The 20,402-nt window shown below is 44.4% G+C and carries 21 protein-coding genes; 11 read left to right on the top strand and 10 right to left on the bottom strand.

Annotated elements, in window-relative coordinates:
• Positions 1 to 66: 66 nt before the first annotated feature.
• Entirely contained in the window at positions 67 to 483 is a 417-nt protein-coding gene (locus BN8899_RS02910) for a DUF5606 family protein (RefSeq protein WP_018338377.1), read from the bottom strand.
• A gap of 150 nt (positions 484 to 633) precedes the next feature.
• Between BN8899_RS02910 and BN8899_RS02905 the strand changes: the two genes are divergently transcribed.
• Genes BN8899_RS02905 through BN8899_RS02890 form a run of 4 tightly spaced genes read left to right on the top strand, consistent with a single transcriptional unit; the run spans position 634 to position 3,908 of the window.
• Positions 634 to 1,155 carry an RNA polymerase sigma factor gene (locus BN8899_RS02905; protein ID WP_018338378.1) on the top strand — a complete coding sequence of 174 codons (522 nt, stop codon included), beginning with the start codon at positions 634 to 636 and terminating at the stop codon, positions 1,153 to 1,155.
• Between the two features lie 2 nt (positions 1,156 to 1,157).
• Positions 1,158 to 2,294 carry a porin family protein gene (locus BN8899_RS02900; protein WP_065218225.1) on the top strand — a complete coding sequence of 379 codons (1,137 nt, stop codon included), beginning with the start codon at positions 1,158 to 1,160 and terminating at the stop codon, positions 2,292 to 2,294.
• Positions 2,295 to 2,311: 17 nt separating this feature from the next.
• A complete protein-coding gene (locus BN8899_RS02895) occupies positions 2,312 to 2,836 on the top strand; it encodes a radical SAM-associated putative lipoprotein (protein ID WP_065218224.1) in 525 nt (174 codons plus the stop codon).
• Positions 2,829 to 3,908: a TIGR04133 family radical SAM/SPASM protein gene (locus BN8899_RS02890; protein WP_065218223.1), complete on the top strand. Its 1,080-nt coding sequence runs from the start codon at positions 2,829 to 2,831 to the stop codon at positions 3,906 to 3,908. The genes BN8899_RS02895 and BN8899_RS02890 overlap by 8 nt, the downstream gene beginning before the upstream one ends.
• A gap of 59 nt (positions 3,909 to 3,967) precedes the next feature.
• Here BN8899_RS02890 and BN8899_RS02885 read toward each other — a convergent pair whose 3' ends face one another.
• From BN8899_RS02885 to BN8899_RS02855, 7 genes are all read right to left on the bottom strand, one after another.
• On the bottom strand, positions 3,968 to 4,555 hold the full coding sequence (locus tag BN8899_RS02885; RefSeq protein WP_018338382.1) for a DNA-3-methyladenine glycosylase I: 588 nt from the start codon (positions 4,553 to 4,555) through the stop codon (positions 3,968 to 3,970).
• 19 nt (positions 4,556 to 4,574) lie between these two features.
• Positions 4,575 to 5,312, bottom strand: a complete 738-nt coding sequence (locus tag BN8899_RS02880; protein ID WP_065218222.1) for a TerB family tellurite resistance protein — start codon at positions 5,310 to 5,312, stop codon at positions 4,575 to 4,577.
• A gap of 6 nt (positions 5,313 to 5,318) precedes the next feature.
• Positions 5,319 to 5,915 carry a dephospho-CoA kinase gene (coaE, locus tag BN8899_RS02875; protein WP_065218221.1) on the bottom strand — a complete coding sequence of 199 codons (597 nt, stop codon included), beginning with the start codon at positions 5,913 to 5,915 and terminating at the stop codon, positions 5,319 to 5,321.
• 4 nt (positions 5,916 to 5,919) lie between these two features.
• Positions 5,920 to 6,909: a CdaR family protein gene (locus tag BN8899_RS02870; protein ID WP_018338385.1), complete on the bottom strand. Its 990-nt coding sequence runs from the start codon at positions 6,907 to 6,909 to the stop codon at positions 5,920 to 5,922.
• 79 nt (positions 6,910 to 6,988) lie between these two features.
• Positions 6,989 to 7,312, bottom strand: a complete 324-nt coding sequence (yajC, locus tag BN8899_RS02865; protein WP_018338386.1) for a preprotein translocase subunit YajC — start codon at positions 7,310 to 7,312, stop codon at positions 6,989 to 6,991.
• An 11-nt stretch (positions 7,313 to 7,323) separates the two neighbouring features.
• The gene (locus tag BN8899_RS02860) at positions 7,324 to 7,770 is read right to left on the bottom strand and encodes a DUF1573 domain-containing protein (RefSeq protein WP_065218331.1); all 447 of its coding nucleotides are present in this window, start codon (positions 7,768 to 7,770) and stop codon (positions 7,324 to 7,326) included.
• Between the two features lie 36 nt (positions 7,771 to 7,806).
• Entirely contained in the window at positions 7,807 to 8,577 is a 771-nt protein-coding gene (locus BN8899_RS02855; RefSeq protein ID WP_018338388.1) for an AMP nucleosidase, read from the bottom strand.
• 118 nt (positions 8,578 to 8,695) lie between these two features.
• Between BN8899_RS02855 and BN8899_RS02850 the strand changes: the two genes are divergently transcribed.
• Positions 8,696 to 9,916, top strand: a complete 1,221-nt coding sequence (locus BN8899_RS02850; protein ID WP_026207641.1) for an S-adenosylmethionine:tRNA ribosyltransferase-isomerase — start codon at positions 8,696 to 8,698, stop codon at positions 9,914 to 9,916.
• On the top strand, positions 9,913 to 10,356 hold the full coding sequence (locus BN8899_RS02845) for a type I restriction enzyme HsdR N-terminal domain-containing protein (protein ID WP_018338390.1): 444 nt from the start codon (positions 9,913 to 9,915) through the stop codon (positions 10,354 to 10,356). Before BN8899_RS02850 ends, BN8899_RS02845 begins: the two co-directional genes overlap by 4 nt.
• Before the next feature lie 1,048 nt (positions 10,357 to 11,404).
• Here the strand turns inward: BN8899_RS02845 and meaB are convergent.
• The gene (gene meaB, locus BN8899_RS02840; protein ID WP_026207642.1) at positions 11,405 to 12,511 is read right to left on the bottom strand and encodes a methylmalonyl Co-A mutase-associated GTPase MeaB; all 1,107 of its coding nucleotides are present in this window, start codon (positions 12,509 to 12,511) and stop codon (positions 11,405 to 11,407) included.
• A 176-nt stretch (positions 12,512 to 12,687) separates the two neighbouring features.
• Positions 12,688 to 15,420, bottom strand: coding sequence for a pyruvate, phosphate dikinase (gene ppdK / locus BN8899_RS02835; protein ID WP_065218220.1), 2,733 nt, complete (start codon positions 15,418 to 15,420; stop codon positions 12,688 to 12,690).
• Positions 15,421 to 15,689: 269 nt separating this feature from the next.
• Here ppdK and BN8899_RS02830 point away from each other — a divergent pair, with 269 nt between their 5' ends.
• The 5 genes from BN8899_RS02830 (at position 15,690) to folD (ending at position 20,383) form a co-directional block, all read left to right on the top strand.
• The gene (locus tag BN8899_RS02830) at positions 15,690 to 16,622 is read left to right on the top strand and encodes a tRNA modification radical SAM protein MnmL/YtqA (protein ID WP_065218219.1); all 933 of its coding nucleotides are present in this window, start codon (positions 15,690 to 15,692) and stop codon (positions 16,620 to 16,622) included.
• Between the two features lie 78 nt (positions 16,623 to 16,700).
• On the top strand, positions 16,701 to 17,198 hold the full coding sequence (locus BN8899_RS02825) for a prolyl-tRNA synthetase associated domain-containing protein (protein WP_065218218.1): 498 nt from the start codon (positions 16,701 to 16,703) through the stop codon (positions 17,196 to 17,198).
• Positions 17,199 to 17,253: 55 nt separating this feature from the next.
• On the top strand, positions 17,254 to 17,913 hold the full coding sequence (locus BN8899_RS02820; RefSeq protein ID WP_018338395.1) for a hypothetical protein: 660 nt from the start codon (positions 17,254 to 17,256) through the stop codon (positions 17,911 to 17,913).
• 162 nt (positions 17,914 to 18,075) lie between these two features.
• Positions 18,076 to 19,401 (top strand): signal recognition particle protein, encoded by a 1,326-nt coding sequence (ffh, locus tag BN8899_RS02815; protein ID WP_018338396.1) that lies wholly within the window; start codon positions 18,076 to 18,078, stop codon positions 19,399 to 19,401.
• 106 nt (positions 19,402 to 19,507) lie between these two features.
• Positions 19,508 to 20,383, top strand: coding sequence for a bifunctional methylenetetrahydrofolate dehydrogenase/methenyltetrahydrofolate cyclohydrolase FolD (folD, locus tag BN8899_RS02810; RefSeq protein WP_018338397.1), 876 nt, complete (start codon positions 19,508 to 19,510; stop codon positions 20,381 to 20,383).
• Positions 20,384 to 20,402 lie beyond the last annotated feature (19 nt).

The following is a 20,402-nucleotide window of genomic DNA, read 5'->3' as shown; positions in this document are numbered from 1 at the left end:
ATAAGGTTTATAAAGTGATAAAGTAAAGAACCTTACAAACTTTATAAACCTTATAAACTTTATAAACTATTTCTTCTCTTCTTCTTTCTTTTCCTCGGCCTCTTCGAGGTTCAGCATATTCTTTTCCAACAGCAGGTTATACCATTGGATCATTTTCCGCATATCGGATACATATACCCGGTCTGCATCGTATTCCGGCACGACAGAGTCGATATAGTTCGTGATGTCCGCGGCAGATTCCTTGTGATTGATTGCCGGTTTGCCCTCTTCTTTCTCGTATATTCTTTTGAATACCTCTTTCAGGGGCATATCTTCATCTTCCGTGTATATGGAAATATCTTCAAGAGAAATAATTTTTGCGTTAGAATAAGCAGGAAAGCGTTTTCCGTCAAGTAATGATTCTACGATTAAAGCGTTCGATGTATTGCTAATTAATTTGTATAATCCCGGTTTTCCTGAGATGGATAAAATTTCTTTCAACATATTGCTTTCTTTTTGTGTTTTAATGAGGGGCAAAAATACGAATCAATGTTTAAAAGTAAAAACAATGAATTGTTTATTTTTTATTGCCCTCGTGCAACGTTTGAATAAAAAATTGCATCTTGCCTGTGAAAAGGAAAATAAACGAGACTAATGGACGAAGCGTGGGTGATTGAGGAATGCCGGAAAGGTAATCCGAAAGCACAAAAGTTTCTGTATGAATATTTCGCTCCCAGAATGATGGGCGTGTGTATCCGTTATGCCGGAAATCGGGATGCGGCTGGGGACTTATTGCAAGACGGCTTCGTGAAGATTTTCACCCGGTTGAATGAATATACCGCTGCCGGAAGTTTGGAGGGATGGGTGCGGAGGATTTTTATCAATTGCGCTTTGGAAAAGATTCGCAAGGAAAGAATTTTTTCTAAAGTGATAGAGGGAGAGATTGATGTCGAGGATACCATACCTTCGGTTTTGGAAACGTTGACAGAGCAGGAGATGCTGCAAATGATCCGGCAGTTGCCCGAGGGGTATCGTACGGTGTTTAATTTGTTCGCTATCGAAGGGTTCTCGCATAAAGAGATCGGAGAGATGCTTCATATTACGGAAGGAACCTCCCGCTCGCAATATGCCCGCGCCCGGCAGAGTTTGCAGGAGATGATTAAAAAGATGTACTGATTATGGATAAGAGAGAGCGATTTGATGATATTTTCCGGGAAAGGCTGTACGATGTGGAATATAGCCCGACGGAAGTTGCTTGGGAAGGAATTTCCGCCCGGCTTCCTCGTCGTCGGCTTGTTCATGGATGGATACGTCGTGTCGCTGCCGTGGTCGCTTTATTCTTGTTGGCGGTAGGGGGTGTGTTATTTTGGTGGTACACGGATGAAGATGATATAGCTGGTCTTGCTGCGGTACAAAAGAGTAATTCAATACCTCTATTCTCAATACCTGATGCCAAATTATACGTGGCACCTTTAAGCGTGAGCGAGTTGCCTTCTTATGTGCTCGGGAAAGAAGTTTTATCGAAACAATTTGTGCAGGAATGTACTATCACATCGCTTGATAGCACCTTGTATTTGTCACCTCGTGAAGAGGAAAAATCCTTTATTTCGTTAGTTAGTCATGTTAATGCCCCTTTGGTAAAGAAGTCACCTCGGAAATGGCGTATTGGCGTGGGCAGTGGGAATATGGGATTAGCAGGAGTTTCTCTAAATAATGGTGGTGATATGGCAGCGATGGATAACGTATGGAATGATAATTCCAATCCGAATGATGAAGATGAGCCTCTTTTATCCCGGGCAACTTCGACTCCTAGTTATTTGCCGGAGAGAACTACCCGGGTAAAACATTCCATGCCTATTTCGTTCGGGGTATCTTTGTCTTACCCGATAAACGAACGTTGGAGTTTTCAAACCGGATTGACATATACATACTTGCGTTCCAAATGGAAATATGTATCGAGCGATCGGGTTGTTCAGAAACAATCATTGCATTTCTTGGGCATGCCGGTTTCCGTGAATTATCGATTAACCAATTGGTCCCGTCCATATTGTTATTTTAATGCGGGAATACTGGCAGAGGTGAACCTTGCCGGAAAACTTAAAAACTCGTACGGGTACGAACATATTCGTATCCCGGGAGTGCTATGGACGACGTATGCCCGTGTTGGGGTTGCTTACCCGCTTATCCGTTTTGTTTCGGTATATGCGGAAGGAGGAATTTGTTACTATTTCGATTACAAGGGAACTGTTGAAACGAAGCGTTCTGAAAATGCTTTCAATTTTACGGGACAGCTGGGATTACGATTGAACTTTTAATATAAAAATAAAAGGATATGGAATTATCAAAGAATTATTGGAGTAAAAGTTGGGGTTGGTTGCTTTCTTCTTTTCTGGTAGTGCTTGGCTTTACAGCTTGTGATGATGACATGGGAGGAGAGTGTATGTATGGAAGTCCGACAACAACCTTTTCAATTAAAGGAAAAGTACAAAACGAGGTTGGACAAGCTTTGTCCGGAGTTCGGGTGGTTATCTCTAAGTGTGAATTTTATCAAGTTGCCACGGAGAATTTTATTCCTGATCAACCTATCATGACTGTGGAAATTCGGGATACCTTGTACACGGACAGAGAAGGTCATTTTGAACGTGTGTTTTATGATTTTCCCGCGGATACAGTTCGCTACGAGATGCAATTTTACGATATCACCCCACAACCGGGTATCCCTCCATATGAACCGGATACATTAAAAGTTACTTTCTTGCGTGGAGATTTGAAGACAAGTAAAGATGATGGGGTGTGGTATCGTGGACATGTGGAAAAGGAAATCACCGTGGTTTTAAAAGAGAAAAAAGATGAGTAATAAACCGGGAATTCGTCAACGTTTGGGATTAGAGGTCTTCCGGGCAAAACGGCAGCAACAAAAAGAGGCGCATGAACTGCGTACATTATTTTGGGAGTGCACGCTGCGCTGCAATGTTGCTTGTCGTCATTGTGGCAGTGATTGCCGGGCGAGTGTTGAGCAGGCAGATATGCCGAGAGAATATTTCTTGAGGGTGGTCGATTCCATTACTCCACACGTGAACCCGCACAAGGTGTTTGTCATATTTACCGGAGGCGAACCTTTGATGCGGGATGATCTGGAAGTTTGCGGGCGTGAATTATACAACAGGGAATATCCTTGGGGTATCGTAACCAATGGTCTATACCTTTCCCGTCAACGTTTGGATTCTTTGCTGAAAGCCGGGATGCACTCCATTACGGTCAGCCTCGACGGATTGGAAGAAGCCCACAATTGGCTTCGTCGCCACCCGAAAAGTTTCCAACAGGCAACGGGGGCAATCCGGATGCTTGCCCGTGAGGAGGAGATTATTTGGGATGTGGTGACTTGCGTAAATCAAAACAATATCGACCAATTGCCCGCCTTGCGGGATTATCTCATCGGGATAGGTGTGAGGCGTTGGCGTATATTTACCATATTCCCGGTTGGTCGTGCTGCGGATATTCCCGAGTTACAACTTTCTGACAAACAATTTGTAACGGTATTGGATTTTATCGAATCTACCCGTCGGGAGAATAAAATACAACTCAACTTCGCTTGCGAAGGATTTCTCGGTCGGTATGAAGCGAAAGTCCGGGATTATTTTTACCATTGTAATGCTGGTATTTCTGTCGCTTCTGTCCGGGTGGACGGTTCCATCTCGGGATGTCCCAGCATTCGGGCGAATTATAATCAAGGAAATATCTATCAGGATGATTTTATGCAAGTGTGGAATGAGCGTTTCGCACCTTTTCGTGACAGAGAATGGGCTAGGCAGGGGGAGTGTGCCGATTGCTCCATGTTCCGATATTGTGAAGGAAACGGGATGCACTTACACGATGAAACAGGTAAACTCCTTGTGTGCCACTTCAACAAGCTAAAGTCCAAAACGTAAATGACTAATCGAAAATAAGAACACGGGCAAAATGTACAAATCCGGAAGCCATGAAACGGTTACGCCTTTGTAGTATGATTTGCTTTGCAGAAACAGCCTTCCAAATGGTCGTTCACAAAGCCGGCTGCCTGCAAAAAAGCGTAGCAGATAGTTGAACCGAAGAACTTGAAGCCTCGTTTTTTCATGTCTTTGCTCATGGCATCCGATTCGGGAGATGTGGCGGGAATTTGGCTCAAGGTCTTGAAATGGTTGATAATAGGAGGCTGATAGGGAAAGAATGATAAGATGTACTTGTAGAAACTACCGAACTCTTCCTGAATAGCCATAAATAGTTTTGCGTTATTGATCGTGCTATTGATTTTTAGCCTGTTTTTGACGATTCCATCAAAGTGCATCAACCGTTCGATGTCTTCCGATGTCATTTGCGCTACTTTCTGCACGTCAAAGTGATGAAAGGCTTCCCGGTATCCTTCCCGTTTTCGGAGGATCGTGATCCAGGCTAATCCGGCTTGAGCACTTTCGAGTACCAAAAACTCGAATAGAGCTTTGTCATCGGTAACGAGTTTGCCCCATTCTTCGTCATGGTATTTTATATATAGTTCGTCTGTTCCGCTCCAACCGCAACGTGTATTTATGATATCTTGCATATTTTCCTAAACTTCCGTCTTAATTAATTCCCCTTTGTTTTTTGATCTTCTCGTAAGCCTCGTTGATTGCCATAAATTTCTTCTCGGCGGCTTTGCGAATATCTTCTCCCATGTAGCCAACTTTGTCCGGGTGGTTCTCGATAGCCATTTTCCGGTATGCTTTTTTCACCTCTTCATTCGTGGCGGAAGCCGGTATGCCCAAAATTTGGTAAGCCGAACCCGAATCGTCATAATACATTGCTTTGACGGATTGGTACGTGTTCGAGTCTATTCCCAGGAGATTGGCAATCCTGTCCAGCAAGGCTATTTCGTGGTTACACACGTTGCCATCGGCTTTTGCCAGCCCGAACAGGAAATAAAGTAATTGCGTGCGGGAATAAATATTCATGTTCACGCGTATTTGCATGGCGACTTGCTCGATGGAGATTTCTTTATTCAACAAGTCTTTGATGATGGCAAGGGCTTCCCGTTCACCTTCTTCCCCGAAATTATCCCTGAAAAATCGTTTCACGTACTCCAGTTCACCCTTTGTCACTTTCCCATCCGCTTTCATGAGGGCAGTTGCCAGTATCACGAGGCTGACAAGAAAATCTCCCCTGCCTGTCGGGCGGGATGCGGGGTCTTGTGACGTTTGTTGATTTGTGATAACGGTGGCGGAATCAAAAAAAGAGCCGATCCAAAAGCCTAGTAGTGCGCCGATGGGACCTCCCATCACGAAACCTAATCCGCCGCCTATCCATTTTCCGTATTTTGCCATAATGTGTTATCTATTTTTATTCAGGTTGTTTAGTTGATGAATGATCGCCAAAATCTGTTTTACGATTTGATCGTCATCGTTGTTGTAAATCACGAAATCCGATTTCGACAATTTCTCGCTATCCGGCATTTGATTGTTGATACGTTCAATTACTTTCTCCCGTTTCGTGGCATCTCGCTCTACCACTCGTTTGATGCGGGTTTCCATGTCCGCAGAAATTGAAATGATGTAATCAAACAGCCCTTCGAGCTTTGATTCAAAAAGGATTGCCGATTCAAAAAATAGAATGTCCTTCTTTTGTTCCCCGCACCACTCAAGAAAATCTTGGGTGACAGCCGGGTGAACAATTCGGTTTACTTCCGTGATTGCGTTTTTATCGTTAAAGATGATGGAAGCGAGTCGTTGCCTGTTTAGCCTGCCTCCCGGTAAATAAATCTCATCCCCGAAATATGACGTTAAAGCTTCTCGAACCTCCAAATCCCAATTCATCAGCCATGCTGCCCTTAGGTCGCTGATATACACGGGGTATCCCAATATTTCAATAATCTTGGCGATGGTTGATTTTCCGCTGCCGATGCCTCCTGTCAGTCCGATTTTAAGCATGGTCTTATTTTTTCTTTTCGATTAAGTATTCAACCGATTCGGGCATAAGTACTAAAGACTTGATGTGTGCGGGTTGTTTATCCACGGTCACCTTGAGTGCAGCCGGGTTGTTAGCGATTTGCGTGTAATCCACCGAAAACGAGAAGTTTGTGTCGGAAATCGACTCGTAACGGCTTAGACCGACGTCAAAAGTGAAGTCGATGTTTTGAGGAAACAAACGAATCAATAACGAGTCCGGCAGATTCTTCACGTGAATAGTGCTTTTCTTCTTTGCTTCCGTGAAACGTTCTATTTCAATTTTTACCTTTGCGCCGTTTTCGGAGATTTGTGTCCCGGGAATTTCTTCAAAAGAAACGTTTTTGGTCACATCCTTCGACAGTTCTTTTAACTTTAACGGAGAGGTATAAACTCCTTTCAGTGTGTCAAGAATAGACGCGGGACCGCTGATCTCCACTTCGTTGGGAATCACTGAAATATTGTTTTTTAGCATATACTGCCGTTTCAGCGTGTAGTCGACTTGCGGGATCACGGGTACTTTCTTGCTTCCGAATTGTGAAAACTTGAACGTGATCGTTTCCGGTTTTACTTTTATCAACTTGATATCGGAATTCAATTGCGAGGCGATACGTTCTTTTATATCTTCCGTGTTAATCGTGTATTCCAGTAAATCTTTTTTGTCGACAAGCGAACTCACGTTGACCACGATGGGCAAAAAAGATGTACCTATGCTATAACGCAATAAAGTGAAACCGTGTGCTTTTACCTCCAACGTCATTTCCTTGGGAGGTTCGGAAACCAATAGTTTTCCCTTGGGAAGGTCGGCGTATCTTATCGGGTAGGTAAGTTCTGTCGAGTACTCTTTGTTCAAGGTATTCAAGAACCATAAAATCGTGGCAATAACAAGGCATACCCCGTAAGTAATCACGTTGCGTTTTATATGCAACTCGTGATGGGATTTGAAAAAGCCGATAATCTTATCAATAATACCACGCATATTTAATTATTGTTGCAGGTGACAGGTTGCAAGTTACAAGTTGTGGTTTTTACTTGAACTTGTAACTTGCATAATCGTATTATTTAGCGACCGGAACGTCCGTCATGTCTTTTATGATGGCTTCCTTGCTTACTTTTAATCTGGCTTGGCTTTCTACTTCAATAATCACGGTGAAATCGCTGATCTCCACGATCTTCCCGAAGATGCCCCCGGTAGTCATGATCTTGTCGCCTTTCTTCAATTCATCCCGGTATTTTTTTAATTCTTTTTGTCTTTTCATTTGCGGTCTAATCATGAAGAACCAGAAAACAACCACGATAAGAATCAGAAAAATGATTTGCATACTTGCGCCACCACCTTGTGCGCCTGTTTGTTGTAGTGTCAGCATAAAAATTGTGTTCATAAATCTACTTTTTATTGAGTTTTTATATTTGCAATTATTTTTAGTTCCACGACCTTTTCAGGAACGTTTGCAAAGATATTAATAACTTTGTATTGTTTACCATATCTGCCCGAAGAGTTGAATTCAACTTCAATTTTTCCTTCGCCTCCCGGCGGAATAGGTTTCTTGTCGTATTTCGGGGTGGTACAGCCGCAACTGCTTTCGATATTCTGAATCACGAGGCTTTTTTTACCCGTGTTTTTGAAATGGAACGTGTGCGTGACGATTTCGCCTTCCGCCAAGTCTCCGAAATTAAAAGACTTGTCTTTTATCTCGAATTTAGCCCTGGCGGTCGAGTCATTCGTGATGGTCTGATCACTTGTCGGATTCACGTTTTGTTGTTTCTCTTTTACTTTGTTTTCACAGGAACAGAGCAACAAAACGATACCCGAAAACACGTAAAATATTCTTTTCAGCATATTTCCCATTTTGCCGACGAAAGTACTATATAATTATTAAAAAATGAGGTGCTTCATTGAATAATTTTTCTCTTGAATGCTTTTCATCGTTTCTATTCCGATATCGAGGTGTTCCCGCACGAAGTTTTGGGTGACCACCTTGTCTGATGCCGTTGTCTTTATCCCGTCCGAGATCATGGGTTGGTCCGAGATCAGGAGCAATGCCCCTGTCGGGATACGGTTGGCGAACCCCACGGTGAAGATCGTGGCGGTCTCCATGTCTATCGCTAAAGCCCGGGTACTCACGAGATAATCTTTGAAATGCTCGTCAAATTCCCACACTCTTCGGTTCGTGGTATAAATAACTCCCGTGTAGTATTGTCTGCCGTGCTGTGTGATGGCTTTGGAGCAGGATTTCTGTATGCTGAATGCCGGGAGTGCCGGGATTTCCTGGGGCAGGTAGTCGTTTGACGTGCCTTCGCCTTTGATGGCGGCGATGGGCAGAACATAGTCGCCCACGTGATGTTTTGTCTTCAGTCCCCCGCATTTCCCGAGAAACAGAACGGCTTCCGGCTCTATCGCCGTGAGTAAATCTAGCACCGTGGCGGCGTTAGGGCTTCCCATGCCGAAATTAATCATCGTGATCCCGTCGCACGACACGCTGGGCATATTCTTGTCTTCACCCAAGATGGGAGCGTTGTATTTTTCCGCGAACAATTCCAGGTAATAGTCGAAATTCGTGAGCAGAATATGCTTCGAGAAATCTTCCAGGGGACGTCCCGTGTAACGAGGTAACCAGTCATCTACAATATCTTTCTTCGTTTTCATCAAACTTTTAGTTTTTGCCTTTTAGTTTTTACCTTTTATCTTTACTTTTGTTGCCTTAAAAGTAAGATATTATTACCGAATGACAAAAAAAATGCCAGCTGAAAATTCTCCGGAAATAATCGAGAATTTGAAGGAAATTAGAATAGAAGATTACACGTACGATCTCCCGGAGGAACGGATAGCCAAGTTTCCCCTGGAACGGCGTGATGCCTCGAAATTGTTGATTTATGACGACGGGGAGATCTGCGAAAGGCATTTCCGTGATGTTCCCGAAATGCTGCAACCCGATCATATGCTGGTATTTAATAACACGAAGGTGATTTATGCCCGTGTGCTTTTCCGGAAAACGACAGGTGCCATTATTGAAGTGTTCTGCCTTGAACCTTATTTGCCTGCCGATTATGTGCAGAGTTTCGCCGCTTACGGGCGCTGCGAGTGGAAGTGCATGGTCGGGAATCTGAAAAAATGGAAAGAGGGAACGATATATTGCTACTACCAGGTGAACGGGGTAGATTATCAGTTGGCTGCCACCCGGAAATCACGGGAAGAAAATGATGTTATCGTCGAGTTTACATGGGATACTTCGCTTAGTTTCAGCGAAGTGTTGGAATACTGCGGGCGAATCCCTATTCCTCCCTACTTGAACCGGGAGTCGGAAGACGATGACAAAATCCGTTACCAAACCGTTTATTCCAAGAATGAAGGTTCCGTGGCTGCCCCTACGGCGGGATTGCACTTCAGCCTCTCCGTGTTGGATGCTTTACGGGAAAAGGGCGTGACGATAGAGGAATTGACCTTGCACGTGGGAGCCGGGACATTCCGCCCCGTGAAGAGCGAAACGATCGGGGGGCATGATATGCACACGGAGCACATATCTGTTCGGCGGGAAGTCGTGGCGCATTTGCTCAACCACCCGGAAAAGGTGATTGCCGTGGGAACGACTTCTGTACGTACACTGGAAAGTCTTTACTGGATGGGGGTAAAACGAATATCGGGTGATGCCGGTTTTAATTCCTTGGGGCAATGGGAAGCTTATTCCTTGCCCTCGTCTTATAGCGTGCAGGAATCCATGAGTGCCTTGTTGGAGTGGTTTGATGAACAGGAAACAGAATTATTGAAAGCAAAGACCACGATCATCATCGTACCCGGGTACACGTATCGGGTCATCACGGCGATGTTTACCAATTTCCATCAGCCTCAAAGTACGTTGCTGTTGTTAGTTGCGGCGGCTATCGGGGAGGATTGGCGAAAGGTATATCATTATGCGTTGACGCACGATTTCCGTTTCCTGAGTTACGGGGATAGCAGTTTGTTAAAAATAAAAAGTGGAATAAAGTGAAAAGTTTGAACCTTCCTCCTTTTGATTACAAGGTGAAAAAGCAGAACGGACAGGTCTGGATATTCGATATGATCCGAAAACGCTACGTCGTGCTGACGCCGGAGGAATGGGTAAGGCAACATTTTATTCATTTTTTGATAGAATATAAGCATTATCCGGCTCAATTGATTGCTGTGGAAAAAGAGATACAAGTGTGTGGCATGAAACGGCGTTTCGACCTGGTGTGCTATGATCGCCAGGCGAATCCTTATCTTATCGTGGAGTGTAAAGCGCCTTCCGTACCGTTATCTCAAATTGTTTTCGATCAAGTCTTCCAGTACAACCGATCTCTTGCGGCACGTTTCGTGGCAATAACAAATGGTTGCGAGCATTTTTGCGGTGAGATTTCATCGGAGAGTGGCTTCCGAATTGTAGCGGATATCCCGGATTTCGGGATGTAACAAGGTTTTTCTCTGTATACTACATAAAAGTTTTCCTCGATACGTGTATAATATTTTATTCCATTATGCGTGTTGAAGATAAGAAAATGTATTCAACATCAGATTTTGACAATGGGATTACACCTATTATTCCAATTTTACTTCCATATCACTTCCATATGAATACCGTATAGTAAATTGTAGGTTCGCTGTGAAAATACAGCAAACTTACAGCGAATCTACAGCGAACCTACAACTTTTTTTATGCTATTGTATCGGAAGTGATACGCTATTCGTATTTTAATTATTTGGGTTATAGATAAAACATCATCAGTACTTGTGGGGCTACTTGCCAACAGGCTGCTGTTCTCCTTCATTTCCGTAAGTCTAAGTAAAAGGTTTTGAAATTTTTATTTGGGGATAGTAATGGTTGATTTCTGTTGAATTTTGTATGAATTCATGGGAAATTCGGATATAGAAGGCGTTTATGTTTCTTTTGTAAAATTTACGTGTTGGCTTAGTTTGGTTGATATAGAACATTCTCACGGAATCACTGAGCAATACCGTGAGAATATAAAATGTTCTTTTCCCATACAAATTCGCAACCAACCCAGAGGCGGGCTCTATTTTTTACTGAAGGCTGCACGCCATCCCCATATCATTAAATGAACGATTAATTATCGTTTACTCTTCAGCTTCCGAGTAAAGATGTCAATAATTTTCTACAAATGCGAGTATTTGATTACCAGGTTAAAATAATATAGAATATTTTGCATGAATCTCATTAAAAATGTTTACATTTGACTGTCATTAATCGTTCGTTTAAAGAAATTTTTTAATACTTGATAATACTTTTTCCCTCAGCCAGTTTGTCTTTGTTTTGTCTTTCGTGTGTCGGAGTTGTAGGTATTTGTTATTGTTACGGTTGGTGATGTGTTAATTTGCTTGTTATAAGTAAATTACATCGAATAGCATCCCCGAGAGCAAGTGGACGAAAATAACATTCCCGCAGTTTTAAAACTGCGGGAATGTTATTTTGATATAGAAAAGTAATAATTTCACTTTAGGATTACCCGTGTGTTTTGGTATCGTTTTTGAAATAGTTGTCCAGCAAACGGAATGCGGCGGCAAAGGAACTTTCCTCGTTATTTTGTACTTTTTCTTCTGCCAGCTTGATCTGTTCTTTTTGGCTTTGGTAGAAACGGTTTCTCAATTGTTCGTCGATAGTTTCGTACATCCAGTATTTGGATTGCTCGCTGCGGCGTGCGTCAAAATACTTGTTTTGTTGGGTTTCGCTGCAATAATGCAGTATGTTTTCCCATATATCCCGGATACCGGTTTTCTCGTAAGCCGAGCAAGTCATCACCTTGGGTTCCACTCCCGACTCGTGAGGGGGGAAGAGGTGTAGGGCATTCTGTAATTGTACTTTTGCCAGCTCGGCACGCGTGATGTTATTGCCGTCAGCCTTATTAATAATGATGCTGTCCGCCATTTCCATGATACCCCTTTTGATACCCTGTAATTCATCGCCCGCTCCGGCAATTTGTACCAACAGGAAGAAATCGACCATGGAATGCACTGCTGTTTCACTTTGACCGACTCCCACGGTTTCGATCAGTATGATGTCAAAGCCTGCCGCCTCGCACAGGAGCATTGCTTCCCTAGTTTTACGGGCAACGCCTCCCAATGAGCCTGCCGATGGGGAAGGACGTATATATGCGTGAGGGTCGCAAGCAAGTTCTTCCATGCGGGTTTTGTCACCCAAGATGCTTCCTTTGGAGCGTTCGCTACTCGGGTCGATTGCCAACACGGCAATTTTGTGTCCCTCGTTCGTGAGGAATTTACCGAACGCTTCGATAAAGGTACTTTTCCCGGCACCGGGAACTCCCGTGATACCGATGCGTATGGATTTTCCCGTGTTGGGGAGGCAGCGGTTGATGACTTCCTGAGCCATCGCCTGATGGTCTATACGTGCACTTTCAACAAGCGTGATTGCCTGGCTCAAGATGTTGATATCTCCTTTTAGGATACCGGCAATATACTCGTCGACAGATAAAACTTTTTTCTTGAGATGCTTCAGTCTTTCTGCAATTGCCGGATTCACCGGATCAGGTTGTTCTATTCCTTTGTTGACGGCTAATCCCTCGTAGCAAGCGTCATTTTCAGGATGTTCTATATCTTGTTGCATATCGTTTTTATTTAATTTGATGCAAAGATAGGGTTATTGTTGACAAGTTACAAGTCGGGAATGTTTATTATTATGCCTTCTCTCGGCGGAAATATTCGAGTTTGTCGGATAAAAAAAAGTGCCTCGTTTCGAGGCACTTTTTCCTAAAATATCAATAATGTATATTATTTTTTAGCGTGCATGATGGCAGCTTGCGCCGAAGCCAGGCGTGCGATGGGTACGCGGAAAGGAGAGCAGGATACATAGTTCATGCCCATCTTGTCGCAGAAGATCACGGATGAGGGTTCTCCACCATGTTCTCCACAGATACCTACTTTCAGGTTTTCATTGGTTTGGCGTCCTAGTTTCACACCCATTTCTACCAAGCGACCAACACCTTCCTGATCGAGAACGGCGAAAGGATCGGTTTTCAAGATACCTTTCTTGATGTAGTCGGGAAGGAATTTACCTGCGTCGTCACGAGAGAATCCAAAAGTCATTTGGGTCAAGTCGTTGGTTCCAAACGAGAAGAATTCTGCTACTTCTGCGATTTGGTCGGCAGTGATGGCTGCACGTGGAATCTCGATCATTGTACCCACGAGGTAGTTGACTTTCACGCCTTTTTCCTCAAATACTTGATCGGCAACACGGCGGATGATACCGGCTTGTTGTTGTAATTCCTTAACGCTGCCCACGAGCGGAACCATGATTTCCGGACGAGGATCAAGATCACGGAGTTTCAGGTTGCAGGCTGCCTCGATGATGGCACGGGCTTGCATTTCGGTGATCTCGGGATAGGTGATACCCAAACGGCAACCGCGGTGACCAAGCATCGGGTTGAATTCGTGAAGGGCGTCTACTTTTTCCTTGATGCGTTCTACCGGCATATCGAGTTTCTGCGCCATATATTGTTGTGAAGCGGGTTCGTTCGGGGTGAACTCGTGCAATGGCGGGTCGAGCAGTCGGATGGTGACGCCCAAGCCGTTCATCGCCTCGAGGATGCCCTCGAAGTCGCCTCTTTGCATGGGTAATATTTTGTTGAGTGCATCACGGCGACCTTCTACGGTGTCGGAAAGGATCATTTCGCGCATGGCGTCGATGCGGTTACCCTCGAAGAACATGTGTTCCGTGCGGCAAAGTCCAACTCCTTTTGCCCCGAATTCGCGCGCTTTACGAGCGTCTTTGGGGGTGTCTGCATTGGTACGCACGTGCATACGGGTGTATTTCTCTGCCAAATTCATGATGGTTGTGAAGTCTTCGTTCAAGGTGGCGTCTTCCGTGGCGACTTTGCCGAGGTAAACTTCACCGGTAGAGCCGTTAAGAGAGAGCCAGTCTCCTTCTTTAACGATGGTGCCGTTCACGTTGAAGTGGCGTTTCGCGTAGTCAACAATGATTTCACCTGCACCGGAAACACAGCATTTACCCATTCCGCGAGCAACAACGGCAGCGTGGGAAGTCATTCCTCCGCGAGCGGTTAAGATACCCTCGGATACGTTCATCCCTCTCAAGTCCTCGGGGGAGGTTTCAAGACGAACTAGGATAACTTTCTCTCCTCTGTTTTTCCATTCTTCCGCTTCGTCGGCGAAGAATACGACGCGACCACAAGCTGCTCCCGGAGATGCGGGAAGTCCTTTGGTGATAACATGGGCGTTTTTCAATGCCTCTTTGTTGAACACGGGGTGGAGAAGTTCATCCAGCTTGTTGGCTTCCTGACGCAATAAGGCGGTATGTTCGTCGATCATTCCCTGTTTCAGCATATCGACAGCCATTTTTACCATGGCAGCACCGGTACGTTTTCCGTTACGGGTTTGCAGCATCCATAATTTACCGTCTTGGATGGTAAATTCGAGGTCTTGCATATCGTGGAAATAGTTTTCCAGCTTTTCTTGTACGGCATTCAGTTCGGCGTAAGCTTCCGGCATGGCTTCTTCTAGGGAAGGATATTTAGCAACGCGGTCTGCTTCTGAAACATTTTGCATTTTTGCCCAACGGCGAGAACCTTCTATCGTGATCTCTTGCGGGGTACGAATACCTGCAACCACGTCTTCTCCCTGTGCGTTGATCAAGTACTCTCCGTTGAAAATGTCTTCTCCGGTAGCGGCGTCGCGAGTGAAGGCAACCCCAGTTGCGGAATTGTTACCCATGTTACCGTAAACCATAGCTTGTACGTTCACGGCAGTACCCCATTCTTCCGGGATTTGATTCAATTGGCGATATAGAACGGCACGTTCCGTCATCCAAGAATCGAACACGGCACAGATTGCTCCCCATAATTGCTCCCACGGGCAAGTGGGGAAGTCTTTGCCGGTTTTAGTTTTAACGACAAGTTTGAAACGGCGAACCAGTTCTTGCAGGTCTTCAGCCGTGAAGTCCGTGTCGTTAGTAATATTTTTCTCAGCTTTTAATTTGTCGATTTCTACTTCAAACGGGTTGTGCTCTCCTTTTCCGGCAGCAACACCCATTACCACGTCACCGTACATTTGCACGAAACGGCGATATGAATCCCAGGCGAATCTGGCGTTACCTGATTTCTCTGCCACGATCTTAACGGCGTCGTCATTCATACCGAGGTTAAGCACCGTGTCCATCATACCCGGCATGGATACTCTGGCTCCCGAACGCACGGACACCAAAAGAGGGAATGCCTCTCCTTTTGAACCGAATTTAGCGTTCATTAATTTTTCGGTAGCCTCGATACCGGCTTTCACGTCATTCTCAATTAATTTCACAACAGCGTCACGTCCTTCCTGGTTGTAAAGTGTGCAAACTTCTGTCGTGATAGTGAATCCTGCTGGTACAGGAACTCCGATGAGATTCATTTCGGCAAGATTGGCGCCCTTACCTCCAAGCAGGTTTTTCATGTCTGCTTTTCCTTCTGCTTTTCCGTCGCCAAAGGTGTAAACGTACTTCGTACTCATAGTTCTGTTAGATTTTTTGCGTTTACCTCCTGACATTCAGGAGTGTTTGTTTATATGATCATTCTTTGTTAAAATTCCTATCTTAAAAATGCAAAGATAATTTTTTTTCTTGAATAAAGGAATAGAGAGTTTTAGTTAAAATTTACGCGAACGTTTGTTGTTGAGCTGGAATGAGAAATTTTCGAGGAGGTGAATAAAAAATGGAGATTGCTGTTAAATTTTAAACAAATAAATGTGTATTTTTGCGGGCTGTTAATTATTTGGAAAGAATGATGTTTGAACGAGAGCAAAAACGATACAACGATTACCCGACTTATTTCAGAACGTTTTTTGGAGGGCGGGTTCAGAAATTGTCGATAGATGGGGGATTTACTTGTCCCAACCGGGATGGAAGTAAGGGAACCGGGGGATGCTCGTTCTGTAATAATAATAGTTTTAATCCTGATTATTGCCGGGCGGTAGAGGGGATTACCCGGCAGATAGAGGAGGGGGTGAAGTTTTTCGGACGCAAATATAAGGAACAGAAATACTTGGCTTATTTTCAAGCGTATTCTAATACGTATGCTCCTTTGGATGTGCTGAAACAGCGATACGAGGAGGCTTTGGCACACCCGATGATCGCGGGATTGGTGATTGGCACACGTCCCGATGTGGTGAATGATGAGGTGTTGGATTATCTGGAAGAGATTGCCCGGCATCATTATGTCTGCGTCGAATACGGCGTGGAGTCGGCAAACGACGAAGTTTTGCGACAGGTGAACCGGGGACATGATTTCGCTGCATCTGAATGGGCGATACGCGCAACCGCGAACCGGGGGATAGCCATTGGTGCACATTTGATTTTCGGTCTGCCGGGAGAAAGCCGTGAATCGATGTTGGAGGGAGCCGTACGGTTGAGCGAGTTGCCTATACAAGTGTTGAAGTTGCACCAGTTGCAAATCGTGAAGGGCACCCGTATGGCAGAAGAATATGCCGAGAATCCATCAAGCTTCCGTTTGTACACGTTGGAAGAGTATTTGGATTTCGTGGTAGAGGTGATTGAGCGAATCCGTCCGGATGTGTATCTGGAAAGGTTTGTGAATCAATCTCCGCCGGAATATTTAGTCGCCCCACAGTGGGGAGTGAAGAATTTCGAGTTCACGGCAAAGTTGGATAAACGATTAAGGGTGTTGGATACATGGCAGGGGAAACGAAAAGATTAGAATTTAGAGTTTAAAGTTAAATGGAGTGTTGGTCCGATTGGAGGAATCTAAAATCGGAAATCATAAATCAAAAATGATATGAATTGGGTTGGACAAAAGGAAGTATACGAAACGTTGGCTGCATTGGGGATTGAGTTTGATTACGAGGAGCATCCTGCCGCACCGACGATAGAGATTGCAAAACAGTACTGGAAGAATTTGGACAGTACGCATTGTAAAAATTTGTTTTTCAGAAATCATAAAGGAGACAGGCATTATTTGGTTATCTTGCATTGTGACCATAGTATGGCGATTCATGATATGGAAAAGATGTTGAAGCAGGGAAAATTGAGTTTTGCCTCGGAAGCACGGATGGAAAAATACTTGGGCGTACGTCCCGGTTCGGTAAGTCCTTTCGGTTTGTTGAACGATGCGGAACATCATGTGTATGTGTTTCTGGACAAACATTTGCAAGAGGCAAAAAAGTTGTCATTTCACCCGAATGACAATCACGCATCTTTGGCAATAAAACTGGATGATTTTATCCGTTATATGGATTACACGGGTAATTCCTACGAGTGGATTGAACTATATTAAGATTTCGTCGTGCAAGAAAGTATTTTCAATTTTCAACTTTCAATTTTCAATTAATATGATGAGTGTAGCGCAAGCAGTAGAAGGAGTTGTAAAGCATAAGCCTTATTTGTCGGAAGCTCTGGCATCCGGGATTATCAATATTTCGGCATTGGCAAGACAGATTCAGCCGGAGTTGGAAACGATGCTGGGTAAACCGTTGAACGCAGGGGCTATCGTGATGGCATTGAATCGGTTGGCTCCTTATTTGCAAGTACGGGAGCAGGTGCAGTTAAAAAAATTGTTGAACAACATGGGGGACATTATTTTGCGGAGTAACCTGTGTGATTACACGTTTAAGAACTCTAACACGTTGGTCGATTGTCATATACGGGTGCTGAAATCCATATCCCGGCGGGAGGAAGTGTTTTACACGATGGTACAGGGTGTTTTTGAAACCAACCTTGTCGTGAGTGAGGTGATGGAGAACGTGGTGGACGAGTATTTCAAGGAGGAGCAATGTATCTTCAAGCAGAACGGACTCTCATCCGTGACGTTGAAACTGCCCAAGGGGAATATCCTGCAACCGGGTTTTTATTATTGTATCATGAAAGAGTTGTCGTGGGAAGGAATCAACTTGACCGAGGTGATTTCCTCGACGAATGAGTTTACCGTTGTCGTGGATAACTCGTTAATAGATAAAACGTTTGTTGTTTTAAAAAATATCAGCCGGAAGTAATTGAGAATTGAAAATTGAAAATTGAAAATGAAATAGATGAGTTTTCCGGTAAAAATACTAATTTTGCGGAGAATGTATAATCTAGGAGTTTAATAATGAATTATTGAGATTGTTAATGCTTGGCATTTTCGATTTTCAATTTTCAATTTTCAATTGATAATTATGTTTGAGAATCTATCGGAGAGGTTAGAGAAATCATTTAAGATTTTAAAAGGACAGGGGAAAATCACCGAAATCAACGTGGCAGAAACGTTGAAAGAGGTAAGACGTTCATTGCTGGATGCCGACGTAAACTATAAGATAGCGAAAGAGTTTACTAATACGGTTAAGGAAAGAGCTTTGGGGATGGACGTGTTGACCGCCGTGAAGCCGGGACAGATGATGGTGAAGATCGTTCACGACGAGTTGATTCAGTTGATGGGCGGTACGAATGTTGATATTAATATAAAGGGCAATCCAGCCGTTATTTTGATGTCTGGTCTTCAAGGATCCGGTAAAACGACGTTTTCCGGTAAGCTGGCAAATCTGTTGAAAACGAAACGGGGAAAGCATCCTTTGCTGGTAGCCTGTGACGTGTATCGTCCGGCTGCAATCGAGCAGTTGAAAGTGTTGGGAGAGCAGATCGGGGTGCCTGTGTATAGCGAGGTGGGGAATAACGATCCCGTGAAGATTGCCTTGAATGCCGTGAAGGAAGCCCGGGCTACCGGAAAAGACGTGGTTATAGTCGATACAGCCGGGCGTCTTGCTATTGACGAGCAGATGATGAACGAGATCGCTGCTATCAAGAAAGCGATAGAGCCGGAAGAAACGCTTTTCGTGGTCGACTCCATGACCGGACAAGATGCGGTGAACACGGCGAAAGAGTTTAACGACCGCTTGAATTTCGACGGGGTTATTCTGACGAAGTTGGATGGTGATACTCGCGGTGGTGCAGCCCTGTCTATTCGTACGGTGGTGAACAAACCGATCAAATTTGTCGGAACCGGCGAGAAATTGGAAGCGCTGGATGTCTTCCATCCCGATCGTATGGCTGACCGTATCTTGGGGATGGGTGATATCGTTTCTTTGGTGGAGAAAGCACAAGAGCAATTTGACGCGGAGGAAGCCAAGAAATTGCAGAAAAAGATTGCCAAGAACCAGTTTAACTTCAATGACTTCCTGAGCCAGATACAACAAATCAAGAAGATGGGTAATATCAAGGATTTGGCATCCATGATTCCCGGCGTGGGTAAAGCATTGAAGGACGTGGATATTGACGACGATGCTTTCAAGGGGGTCGAGGCTATCATTCATTCCATGACTCCGGCGGAGCGAGAGAATCCCGAATTGCTGAACGGTTCCCGTCGTAAACGTATAGCCACGGGTAGTGGAACCACCATCCAAGATGTGAACCGCTTGTTGAAGCAATTTGATGAATCCAAGAAGATGATGCGGATGCTGTCAAAAGGCGGTAAGATGATGGGGAAAGCACCGATGAAAAGACGCTAAGAATTAAGTGATTCAGTGATTTACGATTTAGTGATTGGAAATAGAAAATCACTAAATCATTGAATCGCCAATCACAGAATCAAATAATCATAAATTTAGAAGATCGATGGAAATTATTGACGGTAAAAAAATTTCAGCACAGATCAAGCAGGAGATAGCAGACGAGGTCGCTCGTTTCGTGGCGGAAGGGAAGAAAGTCCCTCATTTGGTAGCTGTGCTTGTTGGAAATGACGGGGCAAGTGAGACTTACGTGGCTAGTAAGGTGAAAGCTTGTCAAGCGGTCGGGATGAAAAGTTCGGAACTGAGGTATGGTGATGATATTACCGAGGAACAGTTACTGGAAGTGATCGACAAGTTGAACGACGACCCGGATGTGGACGGGTTTATCGTGCAATTGCCTCTCCCGAAGCATATTTCCGAAGAAAAAGTTTTGAACCGTATCAATCCGGATAAGGACGTCGATGGTTTCCATCCCTGTAACGTGGGACGCATGGTGTTGGATTTACCGACTTATTTGCCTGCAACCCCGGCAGGAATTGTCGAGTTGTTGGCCCGCTACGAAATCCCAACGGAAGGGAAACATTGCGTGGTAGTCGGACGGAGCAACATTGTCGGAACCCCGATGGCTATATTGATGTCGCGCAAGTCGAAGCATGCGAATTGTACAGTGACTTTGTGTCATAGCCGGACGGCAAACTTGAAAGAGATTACTTTGCAGGCGGATATATTGGTTGTGGCAATCGGTGTCCCTCATTTCTTGAAAGAAGATATGGTGAAGGAGGGAGCCGTGGTGGTCGATGTGGGAATTCATCGTTTACCTTCCGAAACGACCAAAACAGGCTGGAAACTCGTGGGTGACGTGGATTACGATCACGTGGCTCCGAAATGTTCTTATATAACCCCGGTTCCCGGTGGTGTGGGACCGATGACGATTGTCACCTTGTTGCAAAACACGGTGAAGGCTTGTAAGGCAAAACATTAAATAATTGAAGATTGAGAAT

This window comes from Butyricimonas sp. Marseille-P2440 (assembly GCF_900091675.1).
Lineage (GTDB): Bacteria > Bacteroidota > Bacteroidia > Bacteroidales > Marinifilaceae > Butyricimonas > Butyricimonas synergistica.
Note: the sequence above shows the minus strand (reverse complement) of the source record. Positions and strands in the feature narration are given on the sequence as shown.

Excerpts from the sequence above, each read along its gene's own strand:
- BN8899_RS02910 (WP_018338377.1), bottom strand. The coding sequence starts at position 483 with ATGTTGAAAGAAATTTTATCCATCTCAGGAAAACCGGGATTATACAAA.
- BN8899_RS02905 (WP_018338378.1), top strand. The coding sequence starts at position 634 with ATGGACGAAGCGTGGGTGATTGAGGAATGCCGGAAAGGTAATCCGAAA.
- BN8899_RS02900 (WP_065218225.1), top strand. The coding sequence starts at position 1,158 with ATGGATAAGAGAGAGCGATTTGATGATATTTTCCGGGAAAGGCTGTAC.
- BN8899_RS02895 (WP_065218224.1), top strand. The coding sequence starts at position 2,312 with ATGGAATTATCAAAGAATTATTGGAGTAAAAGTTGGGGTTGGTTGCTT.
- BN8899_RS02890 (WP_065218223.1), top strand. The coding sequence starts at position 2,829 with ATGAGTAATAAACCGGGAATTCGTCAACGTTTGGGATTAGAGGTCTTC.
- BN8899_RS02885 (WP_018338382.1), bottom strand. The coding sequence starts at position 4,555 with ATGCAAGATATCATAAATACACGTTGCGGTTGGAGCGGAACAGACGAA.
- BN8899_RS02880 (WP_065218222.1), bottom strand. The coding sequence starts at position 5,312 with ATGGCAAAATACGGAAAATGGATAGGCGGCGGATTAGGTTTCGTGATG.
- coaE (WP_065218221.1), bottom strand. The coding sequence starts at position 5,915 with ATGCTTAAAATCGGACTGACAGGAGGCATCGGCAGCGGAAAATCAACC.
- BN8899_RS02870 (WP_018338385.1), bottom strand. The coding sequence starts at position 6,909 with ATGCGTGGTATTATTGATAAGATTATCGGCTTTTTCAAATCCCATCAC.
- yajC (WP_018338386.1), bottom strand. The coding sequence starts at position 7,312 with ATGAACACAATTTTTATGCTGACACTACAACAAACAGGCGCACAAGGT.
- BN8899_RS02860 (WP_065218331.1), bottom strand. The coding sequence starts at position 7,770 with ATGCTGAAAAGAATATTTTACGTGTTTTCGGGTATCGTTTTGTTGCTC.
- BN8899_RS02855 (WP_018338388.1), bottom strand. The coding sequence starts at position 8,577 with ATGAAAACGAAGAAAGATATTGTAGATGACTGGTTACCTCGTTACACG.
- ppdK (WP_065218220.1), bottom strand. The coding sequence starts at position 15,420 with ATGAGTACGAAGTACGTTTACACCTTTGGCGACGGAAAAGCAGAAGGA.
- BN8899_RS02830 (WP_065218219.1), top strand. The coding sequence starts at position 15,690 with ATGATGTTTGAACGAGAGCAAAAACGATACAACGATTACCCGACTTAT.
- BN8899_RS02825 (WP_065218218.1), top strand. The coding sequence starts at position 16,701 with ATGAATTGGGTTGGACAAAAGGAAGTATACGAAACGTTGGCTGCATTG.
- BN8899_RS02820 (WP_018338395.1), top strand. The coding sequence starts at position 17,254 with ATGATGAGTGTAGCGCAAGCAGTAGAAGGAGTTGTAAAGCATAAGCCT.
- ffh (WP_018338396.1), top strand. The coding sequence starts at position 18,076 with ATGTTTGAGAATCTATCGGAGAGGTTAGAGAAATCATTTAAGATTTTA.
- folD (WP_018338397.1), top strand. The coding sequence starts at position 19,508 with ATGGAAATTATTGACGGTAAAAAAATTTCAGCACAGATCAAGCAGGAG.